A 20,700-nucleotide genomic window follows, 5' to 3' on the forward strand; every position below is an offset into this window, starting at 1 on the left:
AGGAAGACCGCTATGGCCGAGGCCAGCATTTATGAAATCCACGACCCGCGCTTCCGGCAGATGATCGTAACCAGCGCCGGCCTCGACGAACTCTATTCCGGCTGCCGCTGGGCGGAGGGTCCCGTCTGGTTCAACGACGCCAACCAGCTGCTCTGGAGCGATATTCCCAACCAGCGCATGCTGCGTTGGGCGCCCGAGAGCGGCGTTTCCGTCTATCGCCAACCGTCGAACTTCACCAACGGCCATACGCGCGACCGGCAGGGACGGCTGATCTCCTGCGAACATGGAACGCGCCGCGTCACCCGCACCGAGGTCGACGGCTCGATCACCGTGCTCGCCGACCGCTTCGAGGGCGCCAGGCTTAATTCGCCGAACGATGTGGTGGTGAAATCAGACGGCACGATCTGGTTCACCGATCCGACCTACGGCATCATGTCGGACTATGAAGGCTATCGCGCCGAGCCGGAGCAGGCGACCCGCAACGTCTACCGGCTCGATCCGATGACCGGCGCGCTTGCGGCGGTCGTCACGGATTTCACCCAACCGAACGGTCTCGCCTTCTCGCCCGACGAGGCAATCCTCTATGTGGCGGATTCGGCCGCCAGCCATGACGAAAGCCTGCCGCGTCACATCCGCGCTTTCGACGTGGTCGATGGCAACAGGCTGACGAACGGCCGCGTCTTCTGCCTCATCGACAATGGCATCCCGGACGGCATCCGCACCGACGTCAACGGGAACCTATGGTCGAGTGCCGCCGATGGCGTGCATTGCTTCGACCCGGCAGGCAAACTGATCGGCAAGATCCGCGTACCCCAGACCGTCGCCAACCTCACCTTCGGCGGGCCTCAACGCAACCGGCTGTTTATCGCGGCGACGCGGTCGGTTTATTCGGTTTACGTTGCTGTGAGCGGGGCTCAGGTGCCGTGAGGTTGGTCGCCTTGAACAGGTTCGAACGAGCGGCCCCTTGGGGACAATAGAGCTGTTGAAAAGCGGGGGCCGTCGGGTGCAGCAATATCCGTTTCGAAAACCTTTAAAAACAAACCCGGTTCATTCGATTGCCGAAAAAAACGCCGGGATCTGTTGCTCGAAGAACTTTGAGAACGAGGCGATACGCGGCGGTAGTGCCTGATACGGGGGGTAATAGAGTGTCAGCCACAAGTCCGGCGGCGACCAGTCCGGCAGGACGTGGACAAGCCGTCCGGTCCGAAGATGCTCGGCCACATGGAACTTGGGTAGCATGGCGACCCCGGCGCCGTCGGCGGCCATGCTCGCCAGCACCTCTCCGCTATTGGCGCTGAATGCCCGGCCCGCAGAAAACGTGGCGCTACCACTGCCGTCCGACAGCGTCCAGGTTTCCCGCTTGCTGTCACCGCTGTAGGCCAGGCAATCGTCGGGAATGAGCTCGTTCGGATGCTTCATGTCGGCAAACCGGCTGCCCGGCGCTGCGACGAGGATACGGCGCACGACACTGATCTTGCGCCAGATCGTGAACTTGTCCGAGGGTGCCGCGGAAATGCGGATTGCCAGATCATAGTCGTCATCGATGATGTCAACGAGTCCATCCGCAAGCGAGATCTCGAAGCTGATCTTCGGGTAGCGTTCCTTGAATGCCGAAAGGATGGGCGGCAGGACCTGCCGGCCGAACCAGGTCGGCGCGCTGATTCGCAGGCGGCCATGATCCGCCTTGTGGGTATTCATCACGTCCTTGCGTGCGTTGTCCAACGCCTGCACCGCCGGCTGTATCTGGGCGGCGAAGATCGCGCCGTCGGTCGTCAGCGATACCTGGCGCGTGGTCCGCACGAAGAGTTGCACGCCCAGGTCTTCTTCCAGGGCCGCGATCGCCCGCGTGACGGCTGCGGGGGTCATGTCGAGTTCGCGCGCGACCTGCGCGAAGTTCCGTTTCTCGGCGGCCAGCAGAAAGGTTCGCAGCAGCTTGTAGTCGTTCATTGATTATTTCATCCATGGCAATTCACTAACGATTATTATTGCAATTCCGACCGATGATCAACGGGCGTAGGTTTTCAATCACACCAGACAAACCAACGCCGCCGCGGAAGGGCAAGCATCATGATCAAGGATATCAAGGGACTGCATCATATCACGTCGATGGCATCGGATGCCCGCCAGAACAACGCATTCTTCACAGACACGCTCGGCCTGCGCCGCGTCAAGAAGACCGTGAATTTCGACGACCCCAACGTCTACCACCTCTATTACGGTGACGAGGCCGGCACCCCCGGCTCCGTCATGACCTACTTCCCTTTTCCCGACGTGATGCGCGGCCGCCCGGGCGTCGGCGAAGTCAGCGAAACACAGTTCGCGGTGCCTAAGGGCTCACTCTCCTTCTGGCAGGATCGCCTGTCGGCAAAGGGAGCCGGTAACCTGCATACCGACACTGCCTTCGGCGCTGCTCGCCTCCTGTTCAAAGGGCCGGACGGCGAAGGGTTTGCCCTTGTCGAAACGGAAAACGATGGCCGCAAGGCCTGGAATGGCGCCGGCATCGACGAAAGCGTCGGCATCCGCGGCTTCACCGGTGCCAAGTTCCGCCTGCATGACGCCGCTGCCACGTCCGAACTGCTCGGTTTCATGGGCTACCAGCGCGCTGAGACGGATGGCGATGTGACCCGCTTCATCATGCCCGGCGGCAATGGTGCCGATACGATCGACCTCGAGGTTCTTGCGAAAACGCCTTTCGCAAGGCAGGGCGCGGGTTCGGTGCATCACATCGCCTTCGCCGTCGAGAACCGCGCAAAGCAGCTCGAAGTTCGCAAGGCCCTGATGGATACAGGATACCAGGTGACACCTGTCATCGACCGCGATTACTTCTGGGCTATCTACTTCCGCACACCCGGCGGCGTCCTGTTCGAAATCGCCACGAACGAACCCGGTTTCGACCGCGACGAAGACACGGCACACCTCGGCGAGGCTTTGAAACTGCCGGCTCGTTACGAGCCCTATCGTGACCAGATCGAAGCCGGGCTAACACCGCTCGCCGCCTGAGGTCGCTTTCCAACAATAAGGCGGCATAACTTTCAAGACGTGCCGCCTTCCCTGCCCCATTACCTACCTTCAACCCAGTCAAAGGAAGACACGAGATGTCCAGCAAGCTTCAGGTCCTCACCCCGCAGAACAGTCAGATCATCTTTATCGATCAGCAGCCGCAGATGGCCTTCGGCGTCCAATCGATCGACCGCCAGGTCTTGAAGAACAACGTGGTCGCTCTTGCCAAGGCAGCCAGGATCTTCAACATCCCGACCACCATCACCACCGTCGAGACCGACAGCTTCTCGGGCAACACTTTCCCGGAACTGCTCGCTGTCGTCCCGGACAATGATATCCTTGAGCGCACGTCGATGAATTCCTGGGACGACCAGAACGTCCGCGACGCGCTTGCCAAGCAGGCTGCCGATGGCCGCAAGAAGATTGTCGTCGCCGGCCTCTGGACGGAGGTTTGCAACACGACCTTCGCACTCTCCTGCATGAACGACACCGACTATGAGATCTACATGGTTGCGGATGCTTCCGGCGGCACGTCCGTCGATGCGCACAAATATGCGATGGACCGCATGGTGCAGGCCGGCGTCGTTCCGGTCACCTGGCAGCAGGTCCTGCTCGAATGGCAGCGCGATTGGGCTCGCAAGAAAACCTACGATGCGGTCACGTCGCTGGTGAAGGAGCATTCCGGCGCCTACGGCATGGGCATCGATTATGCTGTTACGCATGTCCACGGTGGTGCCGAACGCGTCAAGCACGGCAAGCGGATCGGCCCGAACCCTGCCAAGTAAGCCGTCAATCACTCCGGCCGGCTGTGTCCTGCCGGAGTGATTTTCTTTCACCACGCGAGGTTCCCCCATGAAACTCTATCTTCTTTCACTTGGTGCCGGCCTGCTGGTGGGCGTGATCTACAGCCTGCTCAATGTCCGCTCGCCTGCCCCGCCTGTCGTCGCGCTCATCGGGCTGCTCGGCATCCTTGTCGGCGAGCAGCTCGTACCGCTGGCAAAGAGCATCTGGGCTCGGGAGGCTGTCGCCGTCTCCTGGTTTCACCAGGTCAAGCCGCACATGTTCGGTCACCTGCCGAAAGGTGGGGAAACCGTGGTGGCGGTGAACCCACCCCATGAAGATTTAACATCGGGGAAAAGCTGATGACGACGCGCCGCACATTCCTGGGCGCAGCATCGAGCCTCGCCTTTTCAAACTTGTTTTCACAGGCCGATGCCGCCGATCCCATCAAGACCGGAGACGCTTCCATGTATGCAGATATCGTTCTTCACAATGGATTGATCACGACGCTTGATCGCGCAAATCCGAACGCCACCGCAGTCGCCGTCAAGGACGGCCTATTCATGGACGTGGGTACCGACCGCGATGTCATGGTGCTCGCCGGACCGGATACGAAGATCGTCGATCTCAAGGGCAAGCGTGTACTGCCTGGTCTGATCGACAATCACACCCACGTTGTGCGGGGCGGTCTCAACTTCAACATGGAGCTCCGCTGGGACGGCGTCCGCTCGCTCGCCGATGCGATGGACATGCTCAGACGACAAGTCGCCATCACGCCTGCCCCACAATGGGTGCGTGTCGTCGGCGGCTTCACCGAACACCAGTTCGCCGAAAAACGCCTGCCGACGATCGACGAGATCAATGCTATTGCACCCGATACGCCTGTCTTCCTGTTGCATCTCTATGACCGCGCACTACTCAACGGTGCCGCCCTTCGCGCCGTCGGCTATACCAAGGACACGCCGAACCCTCCGGGCGGCGAGATCACGCGCGACGCCAATGGCAATCCGACGGGACTTTTGCTTGCCAAGCCGAATGCGGGCATCCTCTATTCGACTTTGTCAAAAGGCCCCAAGCTTCCGTTCGAATATCAAGTCAATTCCACCCGCCATTTCATGCGCGAACTCAACCGGCTGGGCATCACCGGCGTCATTGATGCCGGCGGCGGATTTCAGAATTACCCGGACGACTATGCGGTGATCCAGAAGCTTTCGGACGAGGACCAGCTTACGGTACGTCTGGCCTACAATCTCTTCACGCAGAAGCCGAAGGAAGAGAAGCAGGATTTCCTCAACTGGACGCAGTCGGTCAAATACAAGCAGGGTAACGACTATTTCCGCCACAACGGTGCGGGGGAGATGTTGGTCTTTTCCGCCGCCGACTTCGAAGACTTCCGTCAGCCCCGCCCGGACATGCCGCCGGAAATGGAAGGCGAACTGGAGGACGTCGTTCGGGTGTTGGCCGAAAACCGCTGGCCTTGGCGGCTTCACGCCACCTATGACGAAACGATCAGCCGCTCGCTCGATGTGTTCGAGAAGGTCAACAAGGATATCCCGCTCGAGGGCCTCAACTGGTTCTTCGACCATGCCGAGACGATTTCCGATCGCTCGATCGACCGGATCGCAGCGCTCGGTGGCGGCATCGCCACGCAGCACCGCATGGCCTATCAGGGCGAATATTTCGTCGAGCGATACGGCCACGGCGTTGCAGAAGCGACACCGCCGATCAGGCGCATGCTTGATAAGGGCATCAACGTCTCCGCCGGCACCGATGCGACGCGCGTCGCCTCCTATAACCCCTGGGTCTCGCTTTCATGGATGGTGACCGGCAAGACCGTTGGCGGCATGCAGCTCTATCCACGTGCCAACTGCCTCGACCGCGAGACGGCGCTGCGCATGTGGACCGAGAAGGTCACCTGGTTTTCCAACGAAGAAGGCAAGAAGGGCCGGATCGAAAAGGGCCAGTTCGCCGATCTCGTCGTGCCGGACAGGGACTTCTTCACCTGCGCAGAGGACGAGATCTCGTTTCTCACCTCGCAGTTGACCATGGTCGGCGGCAAGATCGTCTTCGGTGCGGGCGACTTCAAGTCTCTCGACGAGAACGACGTGCCTCCCGCCATGCCGGACTGGTCTCCCGTGCGCACGTTCGGCGGCTACGCGGCATGGGGCGAACCGCAGGGCGCAGGCATGAACTCGTTGCGCCGTACCGCGATCTCGACGTGCGGTTGCGCCAGTTCCTGCAACGTTCATGGTCACGACCACGCCGGTGCCTGGACATCGAAGCTGCCGATTGCCGATCTCAAGGGCTTCTTCGGTGCGCTTGGTTGTGCCTGCTGGGCCGTCTGACCCCGCGCGGTTAGCGATCACATTGAGTGGGCAGCGGCCTCCGCTGCCCAATTTGCTCTACCAGATCGTCTATTGCGATAATCGCAACTAAATCGAAATAATTAATGTAATTGTTGGCGGTAATCTTTCTGGCCAATATCGCTCCACTAACGGCAAACAGAGCCGCTTGTTTCGATCGACTACACGACAGGAGCAGACATGATTGATCATTTTTCGTCCACCCGCCACCGGGACTCGCTTCTTGCGCGGATCATCGCTGCACCAGCGACACGGTTCATCGCGCTCCTTGCTCTCTGCGCGGCCTATATCCAGGGGCCGCTCACCAAGCTCTTCGATTTCCAGGGCGCAATCGCTGAAATGAACCATTTCGGCCTGCGTCCCGCGGCACTCTTCGCAGTCACCGTTATCGCCTTCGAATTGGCGGCCTCGGCCATGGTGGTGTCGGGGATCCTTCGCTGGGCAGGAGCGCTGGCGCTCGCCGGGTTCACGCTCTTTGCCACCCTTATCGCCCTTCGTTTCTGGGAGCTGCCCCCAGGCATGGACCGCATGATGGCAACCAACGCTTTCTTCGAACATCTCGGGCTCGCTGGCGCTTTCATCATTGTCGCCGCAAATGATCTGACCAAGGGAGCTGGCAAATGAGCGCTACCAAATCCTCCGGGGGCAGCTTTGCTCCCCTTGCCCAGCCAGTCTTCGCAGTACTTTGGGCTGCAACCGTCCTCGGAAATACCGGCAGCTTCATGCGCGATGTCGCCAGTTCCTGGCTGATGACCGATCTATCGGCCTCCCCGGCCGCCGTCGCGCTGGTGCAGGCGGCCGGAACCCTGCCGATCTTCCTCCTGGCAATACCTGCGGGCGTGCTCACCGATATTCTTGATCGTCGCAAGTTTCTGATTGTCGTGCAGATTTTGCTCGCGTCAGTCAGTGTAAGCCTGATGATCCTGGCAAATACCGGCATGCTTTCGGTCAGCGCGCTGATCGGCCTGACCTTCCTTGGCGGGATCGGCGCCGCGCTAATGGGGCCGACCTGGCAGGCGATCGTGCCGGAGCTGGTGAAGAGAGAGGACGTCAAGAGCGCCGTCGCGCTCAACTCGCTCGGCATCAATATCGCGCGGTCGATCGGACCGGCCGCCGGGGGACTTCTCCTTGCAGCCTTCGGTGCAGGCGTCACCTATGGCGCGGATGTTGCGAGCTATCTCGTCGTCATTGCGGCGCTCGTCTGGTGGCCGCGGGCAAAGAATGCAAATGGTACGTTGGCTGAAGGCTTCTTCGGCGCGTTCCGTGCAGGCCTGCGCTACACCCGCGCCAGCAAGCCCTTGCATGTCGTACTTTTGCGCGCTGCGATCTTCTTTGCCTTCGCCAGTGCCATCTGGGCACTCCTGCCGCTCGTCGCCCGACAATTGCTCGGTGGTGACGCAGGCTTCTACGGTATCCTGCTTGGCGCCGTCGGCGCTGGCGCAATCGGCGGCGCATTGCTCATGCCTAAACTGCGCGAACGTTTTAATGCCGATGGCCTGCTGCTCGGTGCCGCTGTTATCACAGCACTCGTCATGGGCGCTTTGTCGCTCGCGCCGCCGAAATGGGTCGCCATCATTGTTCTGCTCTTTCTCGGAGCTGCGTGGATCACGGCCCTGACCACGCTGAATGGGGCAGCGCAGGCCGTGCTACCGAACTGGGTCCGCGGTCGCGGTCTGGCGGTCTATCTCACCGTCTTCAATGGCGCGATGACGGCAGGTAGTCTTGGCTGGGGTGCCGTTGGTGAAGCTGCTGGAGTGCCGGGAGCGCTGCTGATCGGCGCGGCGGGACTGCTCATCGCGGGCTTCATCATGCATCGCTTAAAGCTGCCGGCCGGCGACGCGGATATGGTGCCATCCAATCACTGGCCAGAACCCTTGGTCGCCGAGCCGGTAGCCCATGACCGTGGCCCTGTCCTGATCCTCATCGAATACCATGTCGAAAAACATCATCGCACAGCCTTCCTGCATGCGCTGGATGAGATGTCCCACGAGCGGCGGCGGGACGGGGCCTATGGATGGGGGGTGACCGAAGACTCCGCCGATCCGCAAAAGATCGTCGAATGGTTCATGGTCGAATCCTGGGCCGAGCATCTTCGCCAGCACAAACGGGTTTCAAATGCCGATGCTGATCTGCAAGGCCAGGTCCTCGCCTATCACTCGGGAACGGACAAACCGGTCGTGCGGCATTTCCTGACAATCAACCGGCCGGGAGCCGCCTAACAACGCGGGATAGTAGCATCCCCCCCTACCCTCGAATCATAGCCACTAAAGGATCACGGTACCCGAAAATGACCGAGAACATCCCCTCCATCACCCGCCGCAGCGCATTGCTTTCCGGAGCTGCCGCCGCAGCCACCATGGTACTTCCCACATCGTTTGGCCTAGCGGCCAACGCTGCTTCCACCACCACCACCACCTCAATCAAAGGAGACAATAGAATGGGCTATATCACCACCAAGGACGGCGTCGAAATCTTCTACAAGGATTGGGGTCCGAAGGATGCCCAGCCGATCGTCTTCCACCATGGCTGGCCGCTGTCCTCGGACGATTGGGATGCGCAGATGCTGTTCTTCCTGGCAAAGGGCTTCCGCGTCGTGGCACATGACCGCCGTGGCCACGGCCGTTCTGCTCAAGTTTCTGACGGTCACGACATGGACCACTATGCCGCCGATGCCTTCGCGGTCGTAGAGGCGCTCGATCTGAAGAACGCCGTTCATATCGGCCATTCGACTGGCGGCGGCGAAGTTGCTCGTTATGTTGCAAAATTTGGCCAGCCGGCCGGCCGCGTCGCCAAGGCCGTTCTGGTCTCCGCCGTTCCGCCGCTGATGCTGAAGACCCCAACAAATCCGGGCGGCCTGCCGATGGAAGTGTTCGATGGCATCCGCAAGGGCGTCGCCGAGAACCGCGCACAGCTCTTCGTCGATTTCCCCACGGGTCCGTTCTATGGTTTCAACCGTCCTGACGCCAAGGTCTATCCGGGCGTTATCCAGAATTGGTGGCGGCAGGGCATGATGGGCAGTGCGAAGGCCCATTACGATGGGATCAAGGCCTTTTCAGAGACGGACCAGACGGAAGACCTGAAGGCAATCGCCGTTCCGACCCTCGTCATGCACGGCGACGACGATCAGGTCGTGCCGATCGACAACGCGGGCAGGCTGTCCGTGAAGCTGGTCCAGAACGGCACTCTGAAAGTCTACAAGGGTTATCCGCACGGCATGCTGACAACCCACGCTGACGTCCTGAACGCCGACCTCTTGGCATTTATCCAAGCTTGATTGGACTGTCCGGGTGTGGCTGTCTTCGCCGCACCCGGGTCCGGCCGGACAAACCCAACGAAGCTGGCTATCACCAGGACAGTCCTGAGCGATCTGTTCCGAAGTTGAGCTCAAAGCCGAGCGGCGCTGCTTGACGGTTTTCTGTTAGTGTCGGTTACGCAAGCGCCAGTCTGCAGGAGGCACTCCGACGGCCTTCGTGAAGGTTGCGACGAATTCATTTTCCTCCGGAAACCCACACTCTGCAGCGATCCGGGCAATAGTTTCACCGGTTCTGCTCAGTTGCGATTGGGCTTTGCTCATTCGATATGATGCAATCCATTCCGAAACAGACTGCCCGGTCGTGCTCAAAAATCCGGAACAGAGCTCATCGACTGAAAACCCGCATGCTTCGGCGATCTTATCGACCGGAGTGCCGCCTGACAGGTTTGCAGCTATGTACGCCTTGATGCGCTTTTCCTGCAGCGGAGACAACTGACCGGTGCCCGAAAGGTGCTGGATGGGGGACCGCCCGTAACGATGCGCAAGATGGGCGCTTAACGCTAATCCGATATGAGGAAGCAGTGTGTCCCTGACCTCTTCCGGCATGTCGAACATCGGTATCAGCGCACCGCCGATATTGCGGACCACCTGATCGTTTATCCCGCGGCAGGTTGTCAGGTCATCAATACGCGGCTCGCCTGCTTCCTCAAAGAGCTCGATAAAAAGCGCGCTTGGGATATGAAACACGAGTGCTTCGAAGCAGCCACGAATCGAAATTGCGGCGCCATTCCTCAGACTGATGAGACACATAGAGCCTCTGGAATAGGTCTTCAGAGGTGTCCGTGTTCCGTCGGGCAGAATGTCGCGATGATCAACGTCGACGAGATAGAGCATGAGCAGAAAAGCGTCATCAGCCGGCAGGACGATTGTATGTTCGCCATTGCCATAGGAATGCTCGAGATGGACGACAGCCAGCTTGGCTTCGCAAAGGGGCCTGATTACCAGCGCCCTTGCGGCCGTAATCTCAAAACATGCCGCAATTCTCTCACTGACCGTCAACGCTTCACTCACATGTGTCTCGATCATCCTGGCTGGGGACTATATAGCCGTACCGACGAGATGCCGCGCTTCCAAATTTCCTACACAGGTTTCAAACCGCAATCTTGAACAAAAGGATCCTTGCGCAGCCGATTGAACAAATTGTCGTGAGGCAAGCATAGCGTGGGAAAGCTACCAAAACCGGTAGGTCCCGTGTTCGAGTGTCTAAAAATGAAAGAACTGCGTCGTGGTCCAAGTTCTCCCCCTCCGCCACCAATCTTCCACTCGAAACTCGATCGACGGGTTCGGGTGCTCGTTGAAGCAGTTGTCGATCAACCAAAGCCTGCCTGGTTCAGACATTGATATCTTTCGGAAGGCGACAGCCAAAACTGAACTTGATCAGGTCACGACGCCGGCAAGCGATCGAGGTTTTGTCGTCGGGGTTTCCTCGCTCGGTGGCCACACGCGGCGCATCTTCCACGAACATCACGCGACAACCCACGACTTTGCCGAAAACTCGATTTATATCCGTGATCTCTCGGAACCGTACAAGGCAGACCTGGGCGGGCCCTTCGATTTCATTTTATTTGAAATCTCGCCAGCGTCTCTCATCAAAATTGCCGATGATGCAGAGACACCACGCGTGACCTCCCTGTCAGCCGAAACCGCATCGAAAGATGTCGTGCTTGCCAATCTTGCTCGGGCGCTCATTCCGGCACTCGAAAAACCGGAAGAAGCCAACGCGCTGTTCGTCGACCAGATGACGACAGCCATCGGCACCTATCTGCTCCAGCGCTACGGCGGCCAGCCCGTTAAAGTTTCCGATAGGTCGCAAAAGCTTTCCCGCTCACATGAGGATTTGGCGAAAAGTCTGCTTCTCGAAAACCTAGATGGCAACGTGTCAATTTCCGAGGTTGCGCAGCTCTGTGACCTTTCACGCGGATATTTCATTCGCGCATTTCGCGACACAACCGGCATGACGCCTTACCAGTGGCTTCTTCGTGAGCGAATAGACCGTGCCCGCGACCTCTTGCGGACCTCAAATGCTCCGCTCGCCGAAGTGGCCATCGCCTGCGGTTTTGCGGACCAAAGCCATTTCACGCGCGTCTTTGCAGGTATAGTCGGCACTACGCCTGGCAATTGGCGGCGTAACGCCTGATCCAGACAAGCCCTTGGTAGGGTTCTGCCCAATAGAGGGTCTTGACCCAATACGAACCGTCGTCCTGGCACTGTGCAAAAAAAGCTCGGCGGCCCGCGTATGCTGGCCGCTGAGCTCCACGTAAATCTCTTCATCAAGTGGGCTGAGTGAGTCCTCCGCTCAGGTCTGGCAGGCTATGCATCTTTCGGATCAGATCAGCCGCCCGCTCTCCAATGACAACGCAGGGCGCCATTGTATTACCGGTGGTGATCCTCGGCATGATCGAGGAGTCTGCGATGCGCAGGCCATCGACGCCGTACACCTTGAGTTCGTTGTCGACCACCGACATGCTGTCGCGTCCCATTTTGGCTGTGCAGGATTGATGCCAGTAGGTGACCGCCGAACGCCGGATAAAGTCGATCATCCCTGACCTGTAGCGCGCGCCCGGAGCCGCCTCGCCTGTCACCAGTGGCGTGAAGGCATCGCTGTTTCCGAGTTCGCGACACAACTCGACCGCAGCCAAGGCGGCCGCCATGTCTTCCGGCGCGCTGAGAGAATTCGGTTCGATCAGGATAGGGTCATTCGTATTGGGGCCGGAGAGCCGCAATCGACCACGGCTTTTTGGCTGGGCGAGACCGTTAAACATCGTCCACCCATGTTGCGGGGTTTCGAGGCCCGTCTCGATCGGTGACGGCACAGCGAACTCCAACTGGCACTGAAGAATGTCCGGCTGCGCAAGACGCGAGTCGCTTTTCCAGTAGAGTTTTGCCTCGCAGCCGCTACCACCGACGGCTTCTGGTTTTCGATATGCCCAGGTGCACCCGAATGCGAGATGATCCTGATGATTGCGCCCAACGCCAGGTAAGTGTTGAACCACGGGAATGCCGTGGGCTTGCAGCTCATCTTCTGGACCTATGCCCGACTGCATCAACACTTTCGGAGTATTGATCGCGCCTAGCGACAGTACCGTTTCGCAACGCGCAGTGAATTGACGCAACTGATCATCGACGAGAACCTCGATCCCCGTCACGCGCTTGCCATCGAAGATGAGGCGCGTGACCAGTGCGTCGGTCAGCACAGTCAAGTTTGGGCGCGACATGAGCGGGCTGACATAGGATCCAAAGACAGACTCCCGCTTGCCATCCCGGATCCGCAGTTCAGCGATAGATGCGCCGCCCGGGCCCTCCATCATTTCACCGTTCGGGCTATCGTAGACGGGAATGCCGATAGTGGATGCCGCACTCAACAAGGCCTCTGCGATCGGTTGGGGCGCCTGCGGCTGCGCTACGTAGGCCGGTCCTCCCATGCCGCGACGCGTTGGGTCCGGAGCGCCCTGCCAATCTTCGATCCGGCGATAGTAGCCGAGGATAGACTGATAGCCCCACGCGTCATCGCCGGCTTCAGCGGCAAAGTGGTCCCAATCCCCCTTGTGTCCTCTGGCCCACACCATGACATTGATGCTCGAACCGCCGCCGAGCCCCTTGCCCATGCTGAGAGGAAGACGTCGGCCGTCCAGGCCAGGTGCCGGTTGTCCGATAAAACCCCAGTCCCGGCTCGAGCCGAGATTGAGCGGCCACTGCGCAGGGTTTGTAACGGTCTCGGCCGCATCGTCACCGCCTGCCTCGAACAGTAGGACGCTTGCATTTCCATCCTCTGCCAGTCGTGCGGCAACGACGGAGCCGCTGGACCCGGCGCCGCAGACGATGAAGTCGAAAACACCACCGACCTCGCTCTGAGGAACGGGCGGTTTTTCGGGTGCATTCTGGTCATGACTATTCAGCTTCACGTGGTTACCTCCGTGAATGTATTGAGAAAAAAGTGCTGGGATCCCGGTGCCAAGCCACGCGATGGAGGTCATTTAGAAATCGAGCGATCTTTTACGTGTTCGCTTCGGCCCTACCGCGCTTGGTTCGACGGACTCTGTTTGTTGTCATGGGACAGTGCGGGCTGTCCCGATGACCTTGCATCAGTCATTGTTTCTTCGCCGAGACAGCCTTGGCAGCCTGATCAATGGTATCTGCGACCACCTTCGGTTGTGTCATGAACACGGCGTGGCTTGCCGAAACCTTGGTGATCTTCGCCTTGATGCGCTCTGCCATGTGGATCAGCATCGCCTGATCGAATGCCTTGTCTTCGGTAGCGATGACGGCCCAGCTCGGCTTGGTGCGCCATGCAGCATTTTCCAACTTCGTGCCGAACGCCGACATGTTGATCGGGACCTGCGCATCCCTCATGAATGCAACATCCGCATCGCTGACGTCATGAGCAAAGCCAGCCTTAAACTTTTCCGGGCTGACATATCCAAAGCCATCTTTCGTGGTCTCAATGACGAATTCCGATGCAGGAGCAAATCCTTGGTATTGCTGTGCCGTTGTCTCGCCGGCATCGGGGGACAGAGCAGAAACATAGACGAGGCCAGCAACCTTTGCGTCGACGCCCGCTTCCGTGATGACCGTGCCGCCCCAGGAATGTCCAACGAGAATGACCGGACCATCCTGCCGTTCCAGCGCACGTTTGGTGGCGGCAACGTCGTCTTCGAGGGAGGTCAGCGGGTTCTGGACGATCGTAACGCGATAGCCGCGCTTGGTGAGATTGTCGTAAACACCCTTCCAGCCAGAACCGTCTGCAAAGGCGCCGTGGACAAGCACAACGTTTCTGACGGACTGGTCTTGAGAGATGGTGTCCGCTGCGTTCGCCGGCAATGCGGCAGCGGACAGTGAGGCTGCAGCAACAATTGCGGCTACGGTGGTCGTGGTCTTGCGTGTCATGGCTATCTCCTCGTTAACTGCGATAACTGTTATCGCGATAAATATAAGCTCGCAGACTTTAGATTACTCGTCAAGATAATTCTTATCGCGATATTTAATTTTGCTATTGCATAGGCTATATGGAGGTCTACAGGAGCTCAGAATGACCGACCGCCACAACGACCCGCCCGCTCTGCACGACCAATTGTGCTACGCAATTTATACAGCTGGTATTGCCATCCAGCGTGCTTACAAGCCCCTTCTCGATGAGCTGGGCCTGACATACCCGCAGTATCTCGTGCTCAACGTGTTATGGAGCGAAGATGGACAAACGGTGGGTGCCATTGCCAACGCCCTTGCCCTGGAATCCAGCACGCTGACGCCGCTTCTAAAGCGCCTCGAGGTATCCGGCCTCCTGCGTAGGACCAGAAACCTGAGCAACGAGCGCCAGGTGTTGATTGCATTGACCGACGAAGGCCGGGCATTGCAGCACAAGGCAGGCTGTCTCAGCGATACCTTGCTTGCTGCCTCGACCCAGAAACCGCAGGACTTGGCCGCTCTGAACCGCGACGTGCGTTATCTCCGCAACGCGATCTATTCCCACATCGGCGGATGGGACGCGCCGACCTGATTTGCCGTGCATGCCGGCGCCTAGGCTGTTGGCACTGTCCCTCCATCGATCGTATATTCGGTACCAGTGATCGAAGCAGCCCGGTCGGAGGCGAGGAAGGCAATCAGGTTTGCGACCTCTTCCGGTTTTACCGGACGACCGAGCGGAATGCCGCCCAGCCCGTCCATGATGATCTTTTTGCCGCCCTCGAGGTCAGTACCGGCCTGCTTCGCCAAGCGCTCTGCAAGGTGGACCGAAGCTTCCGTTTCGATCCAGCCTGGCGACACCCGAACGACCCGGACACCTTTGGGCGAAACTTCCTTCGAAATTGCCTTGCTGTAAGTGGAAAGCGCTGCCTTCGCCGCAGCATAGGCCGTCGTCGATTCCGGAAGCGGCAGGACTCTCTGGATGGATGTCACATGCACCACCACACCGTTTCCTTGAGCGACCATGTCCGGAACCAGTTGCCGATCCAGGCGAACGGCTGGAAAAAGGTTGAGCGACAGCTCCTTATGCCAGTCGTCTTCCGACAGTGCAGAAAATCCACCGCCGGCCGCTGACGAACCGCCTAGCATGTGCACGATGATATCAACGCCGCCGAGACGTTGGCGCGCGGCATCCGCGACGATTGCACAGCCTTCCTCGGTGGTCAGGTCCGCTTCAACGAACAATTCATCCGGCAAGGCTTCCGGACGCGCCCGCGCTGTCGTCAGCACCTTCGCGCCGAGTTCCCGAAACAAACTGACGGTCGCAGCGCCGGCGCCCTTGGTCCCAGCCGTAATGAGGACGCGTTTGCCTTCCAAATTGAGAAAGTCAGTCATTATTGGATCTCCAGCCTGACGATCTTGCCGTCTTTGATGGCAAACTCGTAAGCGAGGGTCACCGGACTACCGGGAAACTGGCCGCTCACTTTGGCTCGGATGAGCGCTTTGTCACCGTCGACCGTGCATTCCAAAGGTTCAGCAACGTACTGAGCCGACTTCTTCGCAGCCACCCACCATTCTCGGATTGCGGCGACGCCTTGATGGCGCGCTCGTTCGTCTTCGACGACGGCTTCGACCGCAAAGGTGTCCAGCAGCGCATTCGCGTCATTGCGACGGTCTGCTTCAAAGTACGTGTCAATGATACCGGGCATATCCATTGTGTTCTCCTCATAACCTAACCGATACTTATCCCTCGACCATTGCATAAATAAGTGGGATAAACCGGCATGCGATGATGAACAGATCGGGACAATGGAACTAGCCAGCCTGAAGGAACTTGAAGCGGCCATTGCAATTGCCAGGCGCGGGACTTTTCGAGCAGCGGCCATTGATCTCGGCATGTCCACGACCGCGTTGAGCCACACGATTAGCAGGCTCGAGGCGGGACTTGGCGTGCGGTTGTTCAACCGCACCACCCGCAGCGTGTCGCTGACGGACGCCGGCCGGTTGTTTGTGCAGCAGGTCAGGCCCTCGCTGCAGGATCTCCATGCTGCTCTGGATCTGGTACGCTCCCACCGCGAGACTCCTTCCGGAACCATACGGATCAACGCAGCGCCGTTTGCGGCGCGCGCCATCATCTCACCGCTCGTGCTGGAGTTCCTGCGCCGCTATCCGGACATGAATGTCGATATCGTTACCGAGGGTAAGATGGTCGATATCGTCAAGGACGGGTTCGATCTAGGCGTCAGGGTTGAAGGCCTCGTTCCCAGCGATATGATTGCCGTTTCGCTCGGCCGGCCTCAGCGACACGCAGTGGTTGGGTCTCCCGAGTATTTCGGGAAACATGGTAAGCCCATGGTCCCTCCGGATCTTCTCAATCACAGGTGCATTCGTGTGCGCCTGCCAGACGGCTCCTTGTTTCGATGGCGGTTCGAAAAAGACGGCGAGCCGGTGCAGATAGACGTGCGGGGGCCAATCGCACTCGATGAGGCCAGCCTTACGCGGACAGCCGTGCTCGAAAGCGCCGGCGTGGGCTATCTCTTCGAACAGGACATTCTCTCGGACATAGAGGCGGGGCGCGTTGTTCGTGTTCTCGAAGATTGGACGCCGCCGTATCCAGGGTTGTGCCTATACTATCCTGGACGCCGAAATCTGTCGGCCGGCGTCAGAGCATTCCTCGACTTAGCTCGTGAGTTCTCCCGAAATGCGACTTGACCCACTGCCTTCACCTTGAACGGTTTCGAACCGTTCAAGGTGAATCCTCCTGCATCGCTCCTGTCTACCGCCCGCCCTGTTACTGCGCTGGCTCCAGCATGGCGCAATCTTCACCGCCGGTGCACTCGCCCGACAGGGTGCGCTGACCAAGGGCAATGATAAGGACGGTCGCGGCCCCGGCCGCCGCAGAAACCCAGAATCCGCTCTGGGGACCATAGCTGTCGACGACCCAGCCCGAGACGAAGGCGCCAAGCGCCATGCCGATGCCGATGCCGGTCATCACCCAGGTGACACCTTCCGTCAGCACCGATTCCGGCACGCGACGCTCAATCAGTCCGAAGGCCGTTATAAAGGTCGGCGAGATCGCGATGCCGCTGACGAAGACGGCGATAGCAAGCAGGGTTACCGAGCTGCCGGCGACGAGCAGCGGCAGCGAGGTCAGTGCGAGAATAGCAACAGCGATCAGCAATTGACGATGCAAGGGGATGCGCAGATTGAGCGCGCCGAGAGTCAAACCCAATAGGAAGGAACCGAGGGCATAGACACCGATGACCAGGCTTGCCGCATTCGGCTGACCAAGCTCCTTGGTAATGGCGACAACACTCACTTCAGCGGTTGCGAAGATCGAGCCGACGAAGATCAGCGCGAGTGTGATGATCTGCACCGGACGCTGCCGGATCGCCGAGCCAACCGAAGCCGCGCCGGCGACATAACGCACCTTCGGCTCGGTGCCGCGCTGCACGATGAAGGCGGCCGTCCCGAGCGCTAGAAAAGCTGTGCTCACCATCATGCCGGCTTCCGGGAAAAGTGACACGGCGAGCCCCACCGACAGCGAAGCGCCGGCGATATAGACCAGTTCGTCCGCGGCACTTTCGAACGCGAAGGCCGTGTTGAGCTCAGGCTGGTTGCGAAACAGTTCCGTCCAGCGCGCCCGCATCAGCGCCGGGATGCTTGGCATGGCTGCCGCGAGGAAGGCTGAGGCAAACAGCGTCCACACCGGCCAGTTCTGGTTGGCCGCCGCGATCAGCGCGATGAACGCCAATACCGATACGATGGTTGTGGGAACGACCACTGCCGTCTGGCCCAGCCGGTCGACCGCTCGCGAAATCTGCGGCGAGATCACCGCATTGGTGAGCGCATAGGTCGCCGACACGGCGCCTGCCAGCCAATATTCACCATGTGCCTGGGAGAGCATGGCGACGATGCCGATCGGTGCCATGGCGATGGGAAGGCGTGCGAAAAAGCCGGCTGCGGAGAAGCCCTTGGCCCCAGGTGCCGCGAATATTTGTTTATACGGATTTGACATGCGACGATCCTTCCAGCTATCGGATAGAACACTTATATACGGAGCGTATGTGTTTAGATAATGCATACGTCCCGTATGTCAATGAAAAAGATACGCGGCGTATGCCAATGGAGAAGCCATGCGCAAACCGCGCCAGGAGATGATCGCAGAGACCCGCGGCAAACTTATCGCGGCCGGGCGGCGTGCCTTTGGCACGATCGGCTATGCGGAAGCCTCGATGGACGATTTCACCGGCGAAGCGGGATTGACGCGAGGGGCACTCTATCACCACTTCGGTGACAAGAGGGGCCTGCTCCAAGCCGTCATCATGGAAATCGACGCGGAGATGACTGAACGGCTGAACGAGGTCTCGGCCGCCGCTCCCACGCGCTGGCAGGGCTTTGTCGACGAGTGCTCAGCCTATATCGAAATGGCGCTTGAGCCCGAAATCCAGCGTATCATGTTTCGCGATGGTCCGGCGGTACTTGGCGATATCTCGCAATGGCAGAACGCCCCCGGCTGCATCGCCGCCCTCTCCCGCAGCCTCGACCGTCTCAAGGCCGATGGCGAGATCATCGACATCGACACCGAAACCGCCGCTCGCCTCATCAATGGCGCCAGCAGCCATATGGCGCTTTGGATCGCCAATGCCGAGGATCCGGAGGCGGTTTCGAAGCGAGCGGTCGCGGGATTCAAGGCTATGCTGGGCAGCCTCCGCAGGCAGCATTGAAGTGTTTGATTTCCTATTCAGGCTTCGATAGCGGCGCGACACCGGGGCTGCGCGCTGTCTTCCGCGCGTCAGTTCATTGCGCCGCCGGCGGCCAATACCTCGTCCGGCGTGTCGACGTCGAGCAAGGCCGCGTCGCCAACATCCACATCGAGCACAAGCAAGCCTGACGTCGCAATGATATCGCGCGCGCCGACATCGCCTTCAAGTCTCAGGACTGCCGGATTGAGAGAACGTGGCAGGATAACGGGATTGCCGGGCTTGCCCTGCGAAACGGCGCGCACGATGGCCTCGCCGCCCGCGTTGCGGAAGGCGGAAATCAGGGCATCGAGATGCGTCTTGGAAATGCCGGGCATATCGGCGAGCATGACGAGAATGCCTTCGGCGCTGTCAGCGTCCCTCGATGAGAATCCGGCTATGAGTGAGCTCGCCATGCCGCTGGCGTAATCGGGATTATCGATGAAAGTCAGAGCGAGCCCATCGAGCGCGGCCTCGATCTCGCTCCTGCGATGACCCGTGACGACAATAACGGACGCTGCATCCGCAGCGAGCGCGGTCAATGCCGACCGGCGCACGAGCGGCACGCCGTCGAACTCGGCCAGCAGCTTGTGCTTCCCGCCCTCACCCATCCGGCTTGCCTTGCCGGCAGCGAGAATGACGATCGCGACTGACGCCTTACGCATAAGCCACCAGTCTTGCCGCAGCGATATCGGCCAGAACCGACAGGGCGAGCGAGGTTGCATCCCGCGTCGGGCCGAACATCCCGATGGGCGCCTTGATACGACCGATGTCGTTCTTTCTGAAAGCCATGGCTGTCAACCGCTCGACACGCCGATGATGCGTCCGGGTGCTGCCGAGTGCGCCGATGTAAAAGGCAGGCGAGTGAAGCGCGGTCTCGAGAATGGCGGCTTCGGCGTCGAGGTCATGATGCAGGAGGACGACGGCCGTGAAGGGGTCGATGATGTCGGCTGCAACCCTGCTCCCCTCGCTTTGTCCCCTGACGATCACGTCGTAGCCGGAAGCTTCGGCCAGTCGTGCGACGGCCTGCGCTTCGATCGTCTGCCCGGAAAGGACGACGCGGGTGCGGGGACGGTAGACGGTCAGGAAATCTCGCTCGAGCCAGCACGCCCGTGGCAGTGGATCTACCGGTTCGATCGTCTGCCGCTCTGGCGAATAGGCAAGGCCGGCTGCCTGCCGCCGTCGGAGACGATCCAGAACATGCTGCAAAGCTCCGACATCTTTCAGGACATGGATTGCGACCGAGATCCCGCCGCCGCAGGGAAGGACAATGTCGAAGAAGGGAGAGCCGTCGCCGAACTTGACCGTGCGGTCCTGTCCTTGCGCCATTGCCAGAAGCGCTTCGGAAGCGACGGCGGCTTCGACGCATCCGCCGGAGACATAGCCGCAGAACCGCCCATCTGCGGCAACCGCCATATGAGCGCCGAGCGCCCGCGCGGCCCCGCCGCGGATGTCGACGAGGGTTGCGAGCGCCGCCGCGCCAAGACGATGGGCGTCGATCGCGAAGCGAAGCAGATCCGCAGGATCGTCGGTGGAAGAGGCCCTGACGGGAATTGGCGCCGTGATGGGCGCAAGTGTCTGATCCATCGGAAATCCTACAGGA

Annotated in this window: 21 protein-coding genes; 12 read left to right on the forward strand and 9 right to left on the reverse strand. The window is 59.8% G+C overall.

Features of this window, described 5'->3' with window-relative positions; genetic code table 11:
- Positions 1-12 precede the first annotated feature (12 nt).
- On the forward strand, positions 13-927 hold the full coding sequence (locus OIU37_RS20265) for an SMP-30/gluconolactonase/LRE family protein (RefSeq protein WP_180695890.1): 915 nt from the start codon (positions 13-15) through the stop codon (positions 925-927).
- 120 nt (positions 928-1,047) lie between these two features.
- Here OIU37_RS20265 and OIU37_RS20270 read toward each other — a convergent pair whose 3' ends face one another.
- Entirely contained in the window at positions 1,048-1,947 is a 900-nt protein-coding gene (locus OIU37_RS20270; RefSeq protein ID WP_180695889.1) for a LysR family transcriptional regulator, read from the reverse strand.
- Between the two features lie 120 nt (positions 1,948-2,067).
- Between OIU37_RS20270 and OIU37_RS20275 the strand changes: the two genes are divergently transcribed.
- The 7 genes from OIU37_RS20275 (at position 2,068) to OIU37_RS20305 (ending at position 9,417) form a co-directional block, all read left to right on the forward strand.
- On the forward strand, positions 2,068-3,000 hold the full coding sequence (locus OIU37_RS20275) for a VOC family protein (RefSeq protein ID WP_180695888.1): 933 nt from the start codon (positions 2,068-2,070) through the stop codon (positions 2,998-3,000).
- Between the two features lie 95 nt (positions 3,001-3,095).
- The gene (locus tag OIU37_RS20280) at positions 3,096-3,785 is read left to right on the forward strand and encodes a hydrolase (protein ID WP_180695887.1); all 690 of its coding nucleotides are present in this window, start codon (positions 3,096-3,098) and stop codon (positions 3,783-3,785) included.
- A 67-nt stretch (positions 3,786-3,852) separates the two neighbouring features.
- Complete coding sequence (locus tag OIU37_RS20285) at positions 3,853-4,143, forward strand: XapX domain-containing protein (protein WP_171603208.1); 291 nt, start codon at positions 3,853-3,855, stop codon at positions 4,141-4,143.
- A complete protein-coding gene (locus tag OIU37_RS20290) occupies positions 4,143-6,125 on the forward strand; it encodes an amidohydrolase (RefSeq protein WP_180695885.1) in 1,983 nt (660 codons plus the stop codon). Before OIU37_RS20285 ends, OIU37_RS20290 begins: the two co-directional genes overlap by 1 nt.
- A 198-nt stretch (positions 6,126-6,323) precedes the next feature.
- Positions 6,324-6,767 (forward strand): DoxX family protein, encoded by a 444-nt coding sequence (locus OIU37_RS20295; RefSeq protein WP_168308987.1) that lies wholly within the window; start codon positions 6,324-6,326, stop codon positions 6,765-6,767.
- Positions 6,764-8,362: an MFS transporter gene (locus OIU37_RS20300; protein WP_180695884.1), complete on the forward strand. Its 1,599-nt coding sequence runs from the start codon at positions 6,764-6,766 to the stop codon at positions 8,360-8,362. Before OIU37_RS20295 ends, OIU37_RS20300 begins: the two co-directional genes overlap by 4 nt.
- 218 nt (positions 8,363-8,580) lie before the next feature.
- The gene (locus tag OIU37_RS20305) at positions 8,581-9,417 is read left to right on the forward strand and encodes an alpha/beta fold hydrolase (RefSeq protein ID WP_372353381.1); all 837 of its coding nucleotides are present in this window, start codon (positions 8,581-8,583) and stop codon (positions 9,415-9,417) included.
- Between the two features lie 144 nt (positions 9,418-9,561).
- Here OIU37_RS20305 and OIU37_RS20310 read toward each other — a convergent pair whose 3' ends face one another.
- Complete coding sequence (locus OIU37_RS20310; RefSeq protein WP_264258551.1) at positions 9,562-10,467, reverse strand: AraC family transcriptional regulator; 906 nt, start codon at positions 10,465-10,467, stop codon at positions 9,562-9,564.
- A 292-nt stretch (positions 10,468-10,759) separates the two neighbouring features.
- Here OIU37_RS20310 and OIU37_RS20315 point away from each other — a divergent pair, with 292 nt between their 5' ends.
- Positions 10,760-11,593 carry a helix-turn-helix domain-containing protein gene (locus OIU37_RS20315; protein ID WP_180696163.1) on the forward strand — a complete coding sequence of 278 codons (834 nt, stop codon included), beginning with the start codon at positions 10,760-10,762 and terminating at the stop codon, positions 11,591-11,593.
- Between the two features lie 133 nt (positions 11,594-11,726).
- Here the strand turns inward: OIU37_RS20315 and OIU37_RS20320 are convergent, their stop codons facing one another.
- Both OIU37_RS20320 and OIU37_RS20325 read right to left on the reverse strand, forming a co-directional pair.
- Entirely contained in the window at positions 11,727-13,358 is a 1,632-nt protein-coding gene (locus OIU37_RS20320) for a GMC family oxidoreductase (RefSeq protein ID WP_180696162.1), read from the reverse strand.
- A gap of 184 nt (positions 13,359-13,542) precedes the next feature.
- A complete protein-coding gene (locus OIU37_RS20325) occupies positions 13,543-14,340 on the reverse strand; it encodes an alpha/beta fold hydrolase (RefSeq protein WP_171603213.1) in 798 nt (265 codons plus the stop codon).
- Positions 14,341-14,482: 142 nt separating this feature from the next.
- Between OIU37_RS20325 and OIU37_RS20330 the strand changes: the two genes are divergently transcribed.
- Positions 14,483-14,950: a MarR family winged helix-turn-helix transcriptional regulator gene (locus OIU37_RS20330; RefSeq protein ID WP_171603214.1), complete on the forward strand. Its 468-nt coding sequence runs from the start codon at positions 14,483-14,485 to the stop codon at positions 14,948-14,950.
- Positions 14,951-14,970: 20 nt separating this feature from the next.
- Here the strand turns inward: OIU37_RS20330 and OIU37_RS20335 are convergent, their stop codons facing one another.
- Positions 14,971-15,750: an SDR family oxidoreductase gene (locus tag OIU37_RS20335; protein ID WP_264258552.1), complete on the reverse strand. Its 780-nt coding sequence runs from the start codon at positions 15,748-15,750 to the stop codon at positions 14,971-14,973.
- Positions 15,750-16,070, reverse strand: coding sequence for a nuclear transport factor 2 family protein (locus tag OIU37_RS20340; protein WP_171603216.1), 321 nt, complete (start codon positions 16,068-16,070; stop codon positions 15,750-15,752). The genes OIU37_RS20335 and OIU37_RS20340 overlap by 1 nt, the downstream gene beginning before the upstream one ends.
- 94 nt (positions 16,071-16,164) lie before the next feature.
- Here OIU37_RS20340 and OIU37_RS20345 point away from each other — a divergent pair, with 94 nt between their 5' ends.
- The gene (locus OIU37_RS20345; RefSeq protein ID WP_180695882.1) at positions 16,165-17,067 is read left to right on the forward strand and encodes a LysR family transcriptional regulator; all 903 of its coding nucleotides are present in this window, start codon (positions 16,165-16,167) and stop codon (positions 17,065-17,067) included.
- Positions 17,068-17,146: 79 nt separating this feature from the next.
- Here OIU37_RS20345 and OIU37_RS20350 read toward each other — a convergent pair whose 3' ends face one another.
- Positions 17,147-18,373, reverse strand: coding sequence for an MFS transporter (locus tag OIU37_RS20350; protein ID WP_180695881.1), 1,227 nt, complete (start codon positions 18,371-18,373; stop codon positions 17,147-17,149).
- 118 nt (positions 18,374-18,491) lie between these two features.
- On the opposite strand from OIU37_RS20350, the gene OIU37_RS20355 reads away from it, so the two are divergent.
- On the forward strand, positions 18,492-19,082 hold the full coding sequence (locus OIU37_RS20355; RefSeq protein ID WP_171603219.1) for a TetR/AcrR family transcriptional regulator: 591 nt from the start codon (positions 18,492-18,494) through the stop codon (positions 19,080-19,082).
- A 68-nt stretch (positions 19,083-19,150) separates the two neighbouring features.
- Here OIU37_RS20355 and OIU37_RS20360 read toward each other — a convergent pair whose 3' ends face one another.
- Together OIU37_RS20360 and OIU37_RS20365 are read right to left on the reverse strand one after the other, a co-directional pair.
- Positions 19,151-19,762, reverse strand: a complete 612-nt coding sequence (locus OIU37_RS20360) for an NTP transferase domain-containing protein (protein ID WP_171603220.1) — start codon at positions 19,760-19,762, stop codon at positions 19,151-19,153.
- Positions 19,755-20,684 carry an XdhC family protein gene (locus OIU37_RS20365; RefSeq protein ID WP_171603221.1) on the reverse strand — a complete coding sequence of 310 codons (930 nt, stop codon included), beginning with the start codon at positions 20,682-20,684 and terminating at the stop codon, positions 19,755-19,757. Before OIU37_RS20365 ends, OIU37_RS20360 begins: the two co-directional genes overlap by 8 nt.
- Positions 20,685-20,700 lie beyond the last annotated feature (16 nt).

Source organism: Rhizobium sp. BT-226 (assembly GCF_025847085.2).
GTDB lineage: Bacteria > Pseudomonadota > Alphaproteobacteria > Rhizobiales > Rhizobiaceae > Rhizobium > Rhizobium sophorae.

Bases quoted from the DNA above. Each gene is read 5' to 3' on its own strand.
- OIU37_RS20360 (WP_171603220.1), bottom strand. From the start codon at position 19,762: ATGCGTAAGGCGTCAGTCGCGATCGTCATTCTCGCTGCCGGCAAGGCA.
- OIU37_RS20295 (WP_168308987.1), top strand. From the start codon at position 6,324: ATGATTGATCATTTTTCGTCCACCCGCCACCGGGACTCGCTTCTTGCG.
- OIU37_RS20290 (WP_180695885.1), top strand. From the start codon at position 4,143: ATGACGACGCGCCGCACATTCCTGGGCGCAGCATCGAGCCTCGCCTTT.
- OIU37_RS20335 (WP_264258552.1), bottom strand. From the start codon at position 15,750: ATGACTGACTTTCTCAATTTGGAAGGCAAACGCGTCCTCATTACGGCT.
- OIU37_RS20340 (WP_171603216.1), bottom strand. From the start codon at position 16,070: ATGGATATGCCCGGTATCATTGACACGTACTTTGAAGCAGACCGTCGC.
- OIU37_RS20325 (WP_171603213.1), bottom strand. From the start codon at position 14,340: ATGACACGCAAGACCACGACCACCGTAGCCGCAATTGTTGCTGCAGCC.
- OIU37_RS20350 (WP_180695881.1), bottom strand. From the start codon at position 18,373: ATGTCAAATCCGTATAAACAAATATTCGCGGCACCTGGGGCCAAGGGC.
- OIU37_RS20300 (WP_180695884.1), top strand. From the start codon at position 6,764: ATGAGCGCTACCAAATCCTCCGGGGGCAGCTTTGCTCCCCTTGCCCAG.
- OIU37_RS20280 (WP_180695887.1), top strand. From the start codon at position 3,096: ATGTCCAGCAAGCTTCAGGTCCTCACCCCGCAGAACAGTCAGATCATC.
- OIU37_RS20265 (WP_180695890.1), top strand. From the start codon at position 13: ATGGCCGAGGCCAGCATTTATGAAATCCACGACCCGCGCTTCCGGCAG.
- OIU37_RS20345 (WP_180695882.1), top strand. From the start codon at position 16,165: ATGGAACTAGCCAGCCTGAAGGAACTTGAAGCGGCCATTGCAATTGCC.
- OIU37_RS20365 (WP_171603221.1), bottom strand. From the start codon at position 20,684: ATGGATCAGACACTTGCGCCCATCACGGCGCCAATTCCCGTCAGGGCC.
- OIU37_RS20270 (WP_180695889.1), bottom strand. From the start codon at position 1,947: ATGAACGACTACAAGCTGCTGCGAACCTTTCTGCTGGCCGCCGAGAAA.
- OIU37_RS20275 (WP_180695888.1), top strand. From the start codon at position 2,068: ATGATCAAGGATATCAAGGGACTGCATCATATCACGTCGATGGCATCG.
- OIU37_RS20355 (WP_171603219.1), top strand. From the start codon at position 18,492: ATGCGCAAACCGCGCCAGGAGATGATCGCAGAGACCCGCGGCAAACTT.
- OIU37_RS20330 (WP_171603214.1), top strand. From the start codon at position 14,483: ATGACCGACCGCCACAACGACCCGCCCGCTCTGCACGACCAATTGTGC.
- OIU37_RS20285 (WP_171603208.1), top strand. From the start codon at position 3,853: ATGAAACTCTATCTTCTTTCACTTGGTGCCGGCCTGCTGGTGGGCGTG.
- OIU37_RS20305 (WP_372353381.1), top strand. From the start codon at position 8,581: ATGGGCTATATCACCACCAAGGACGGCGTCGAAATCTTCTACAAGGAT.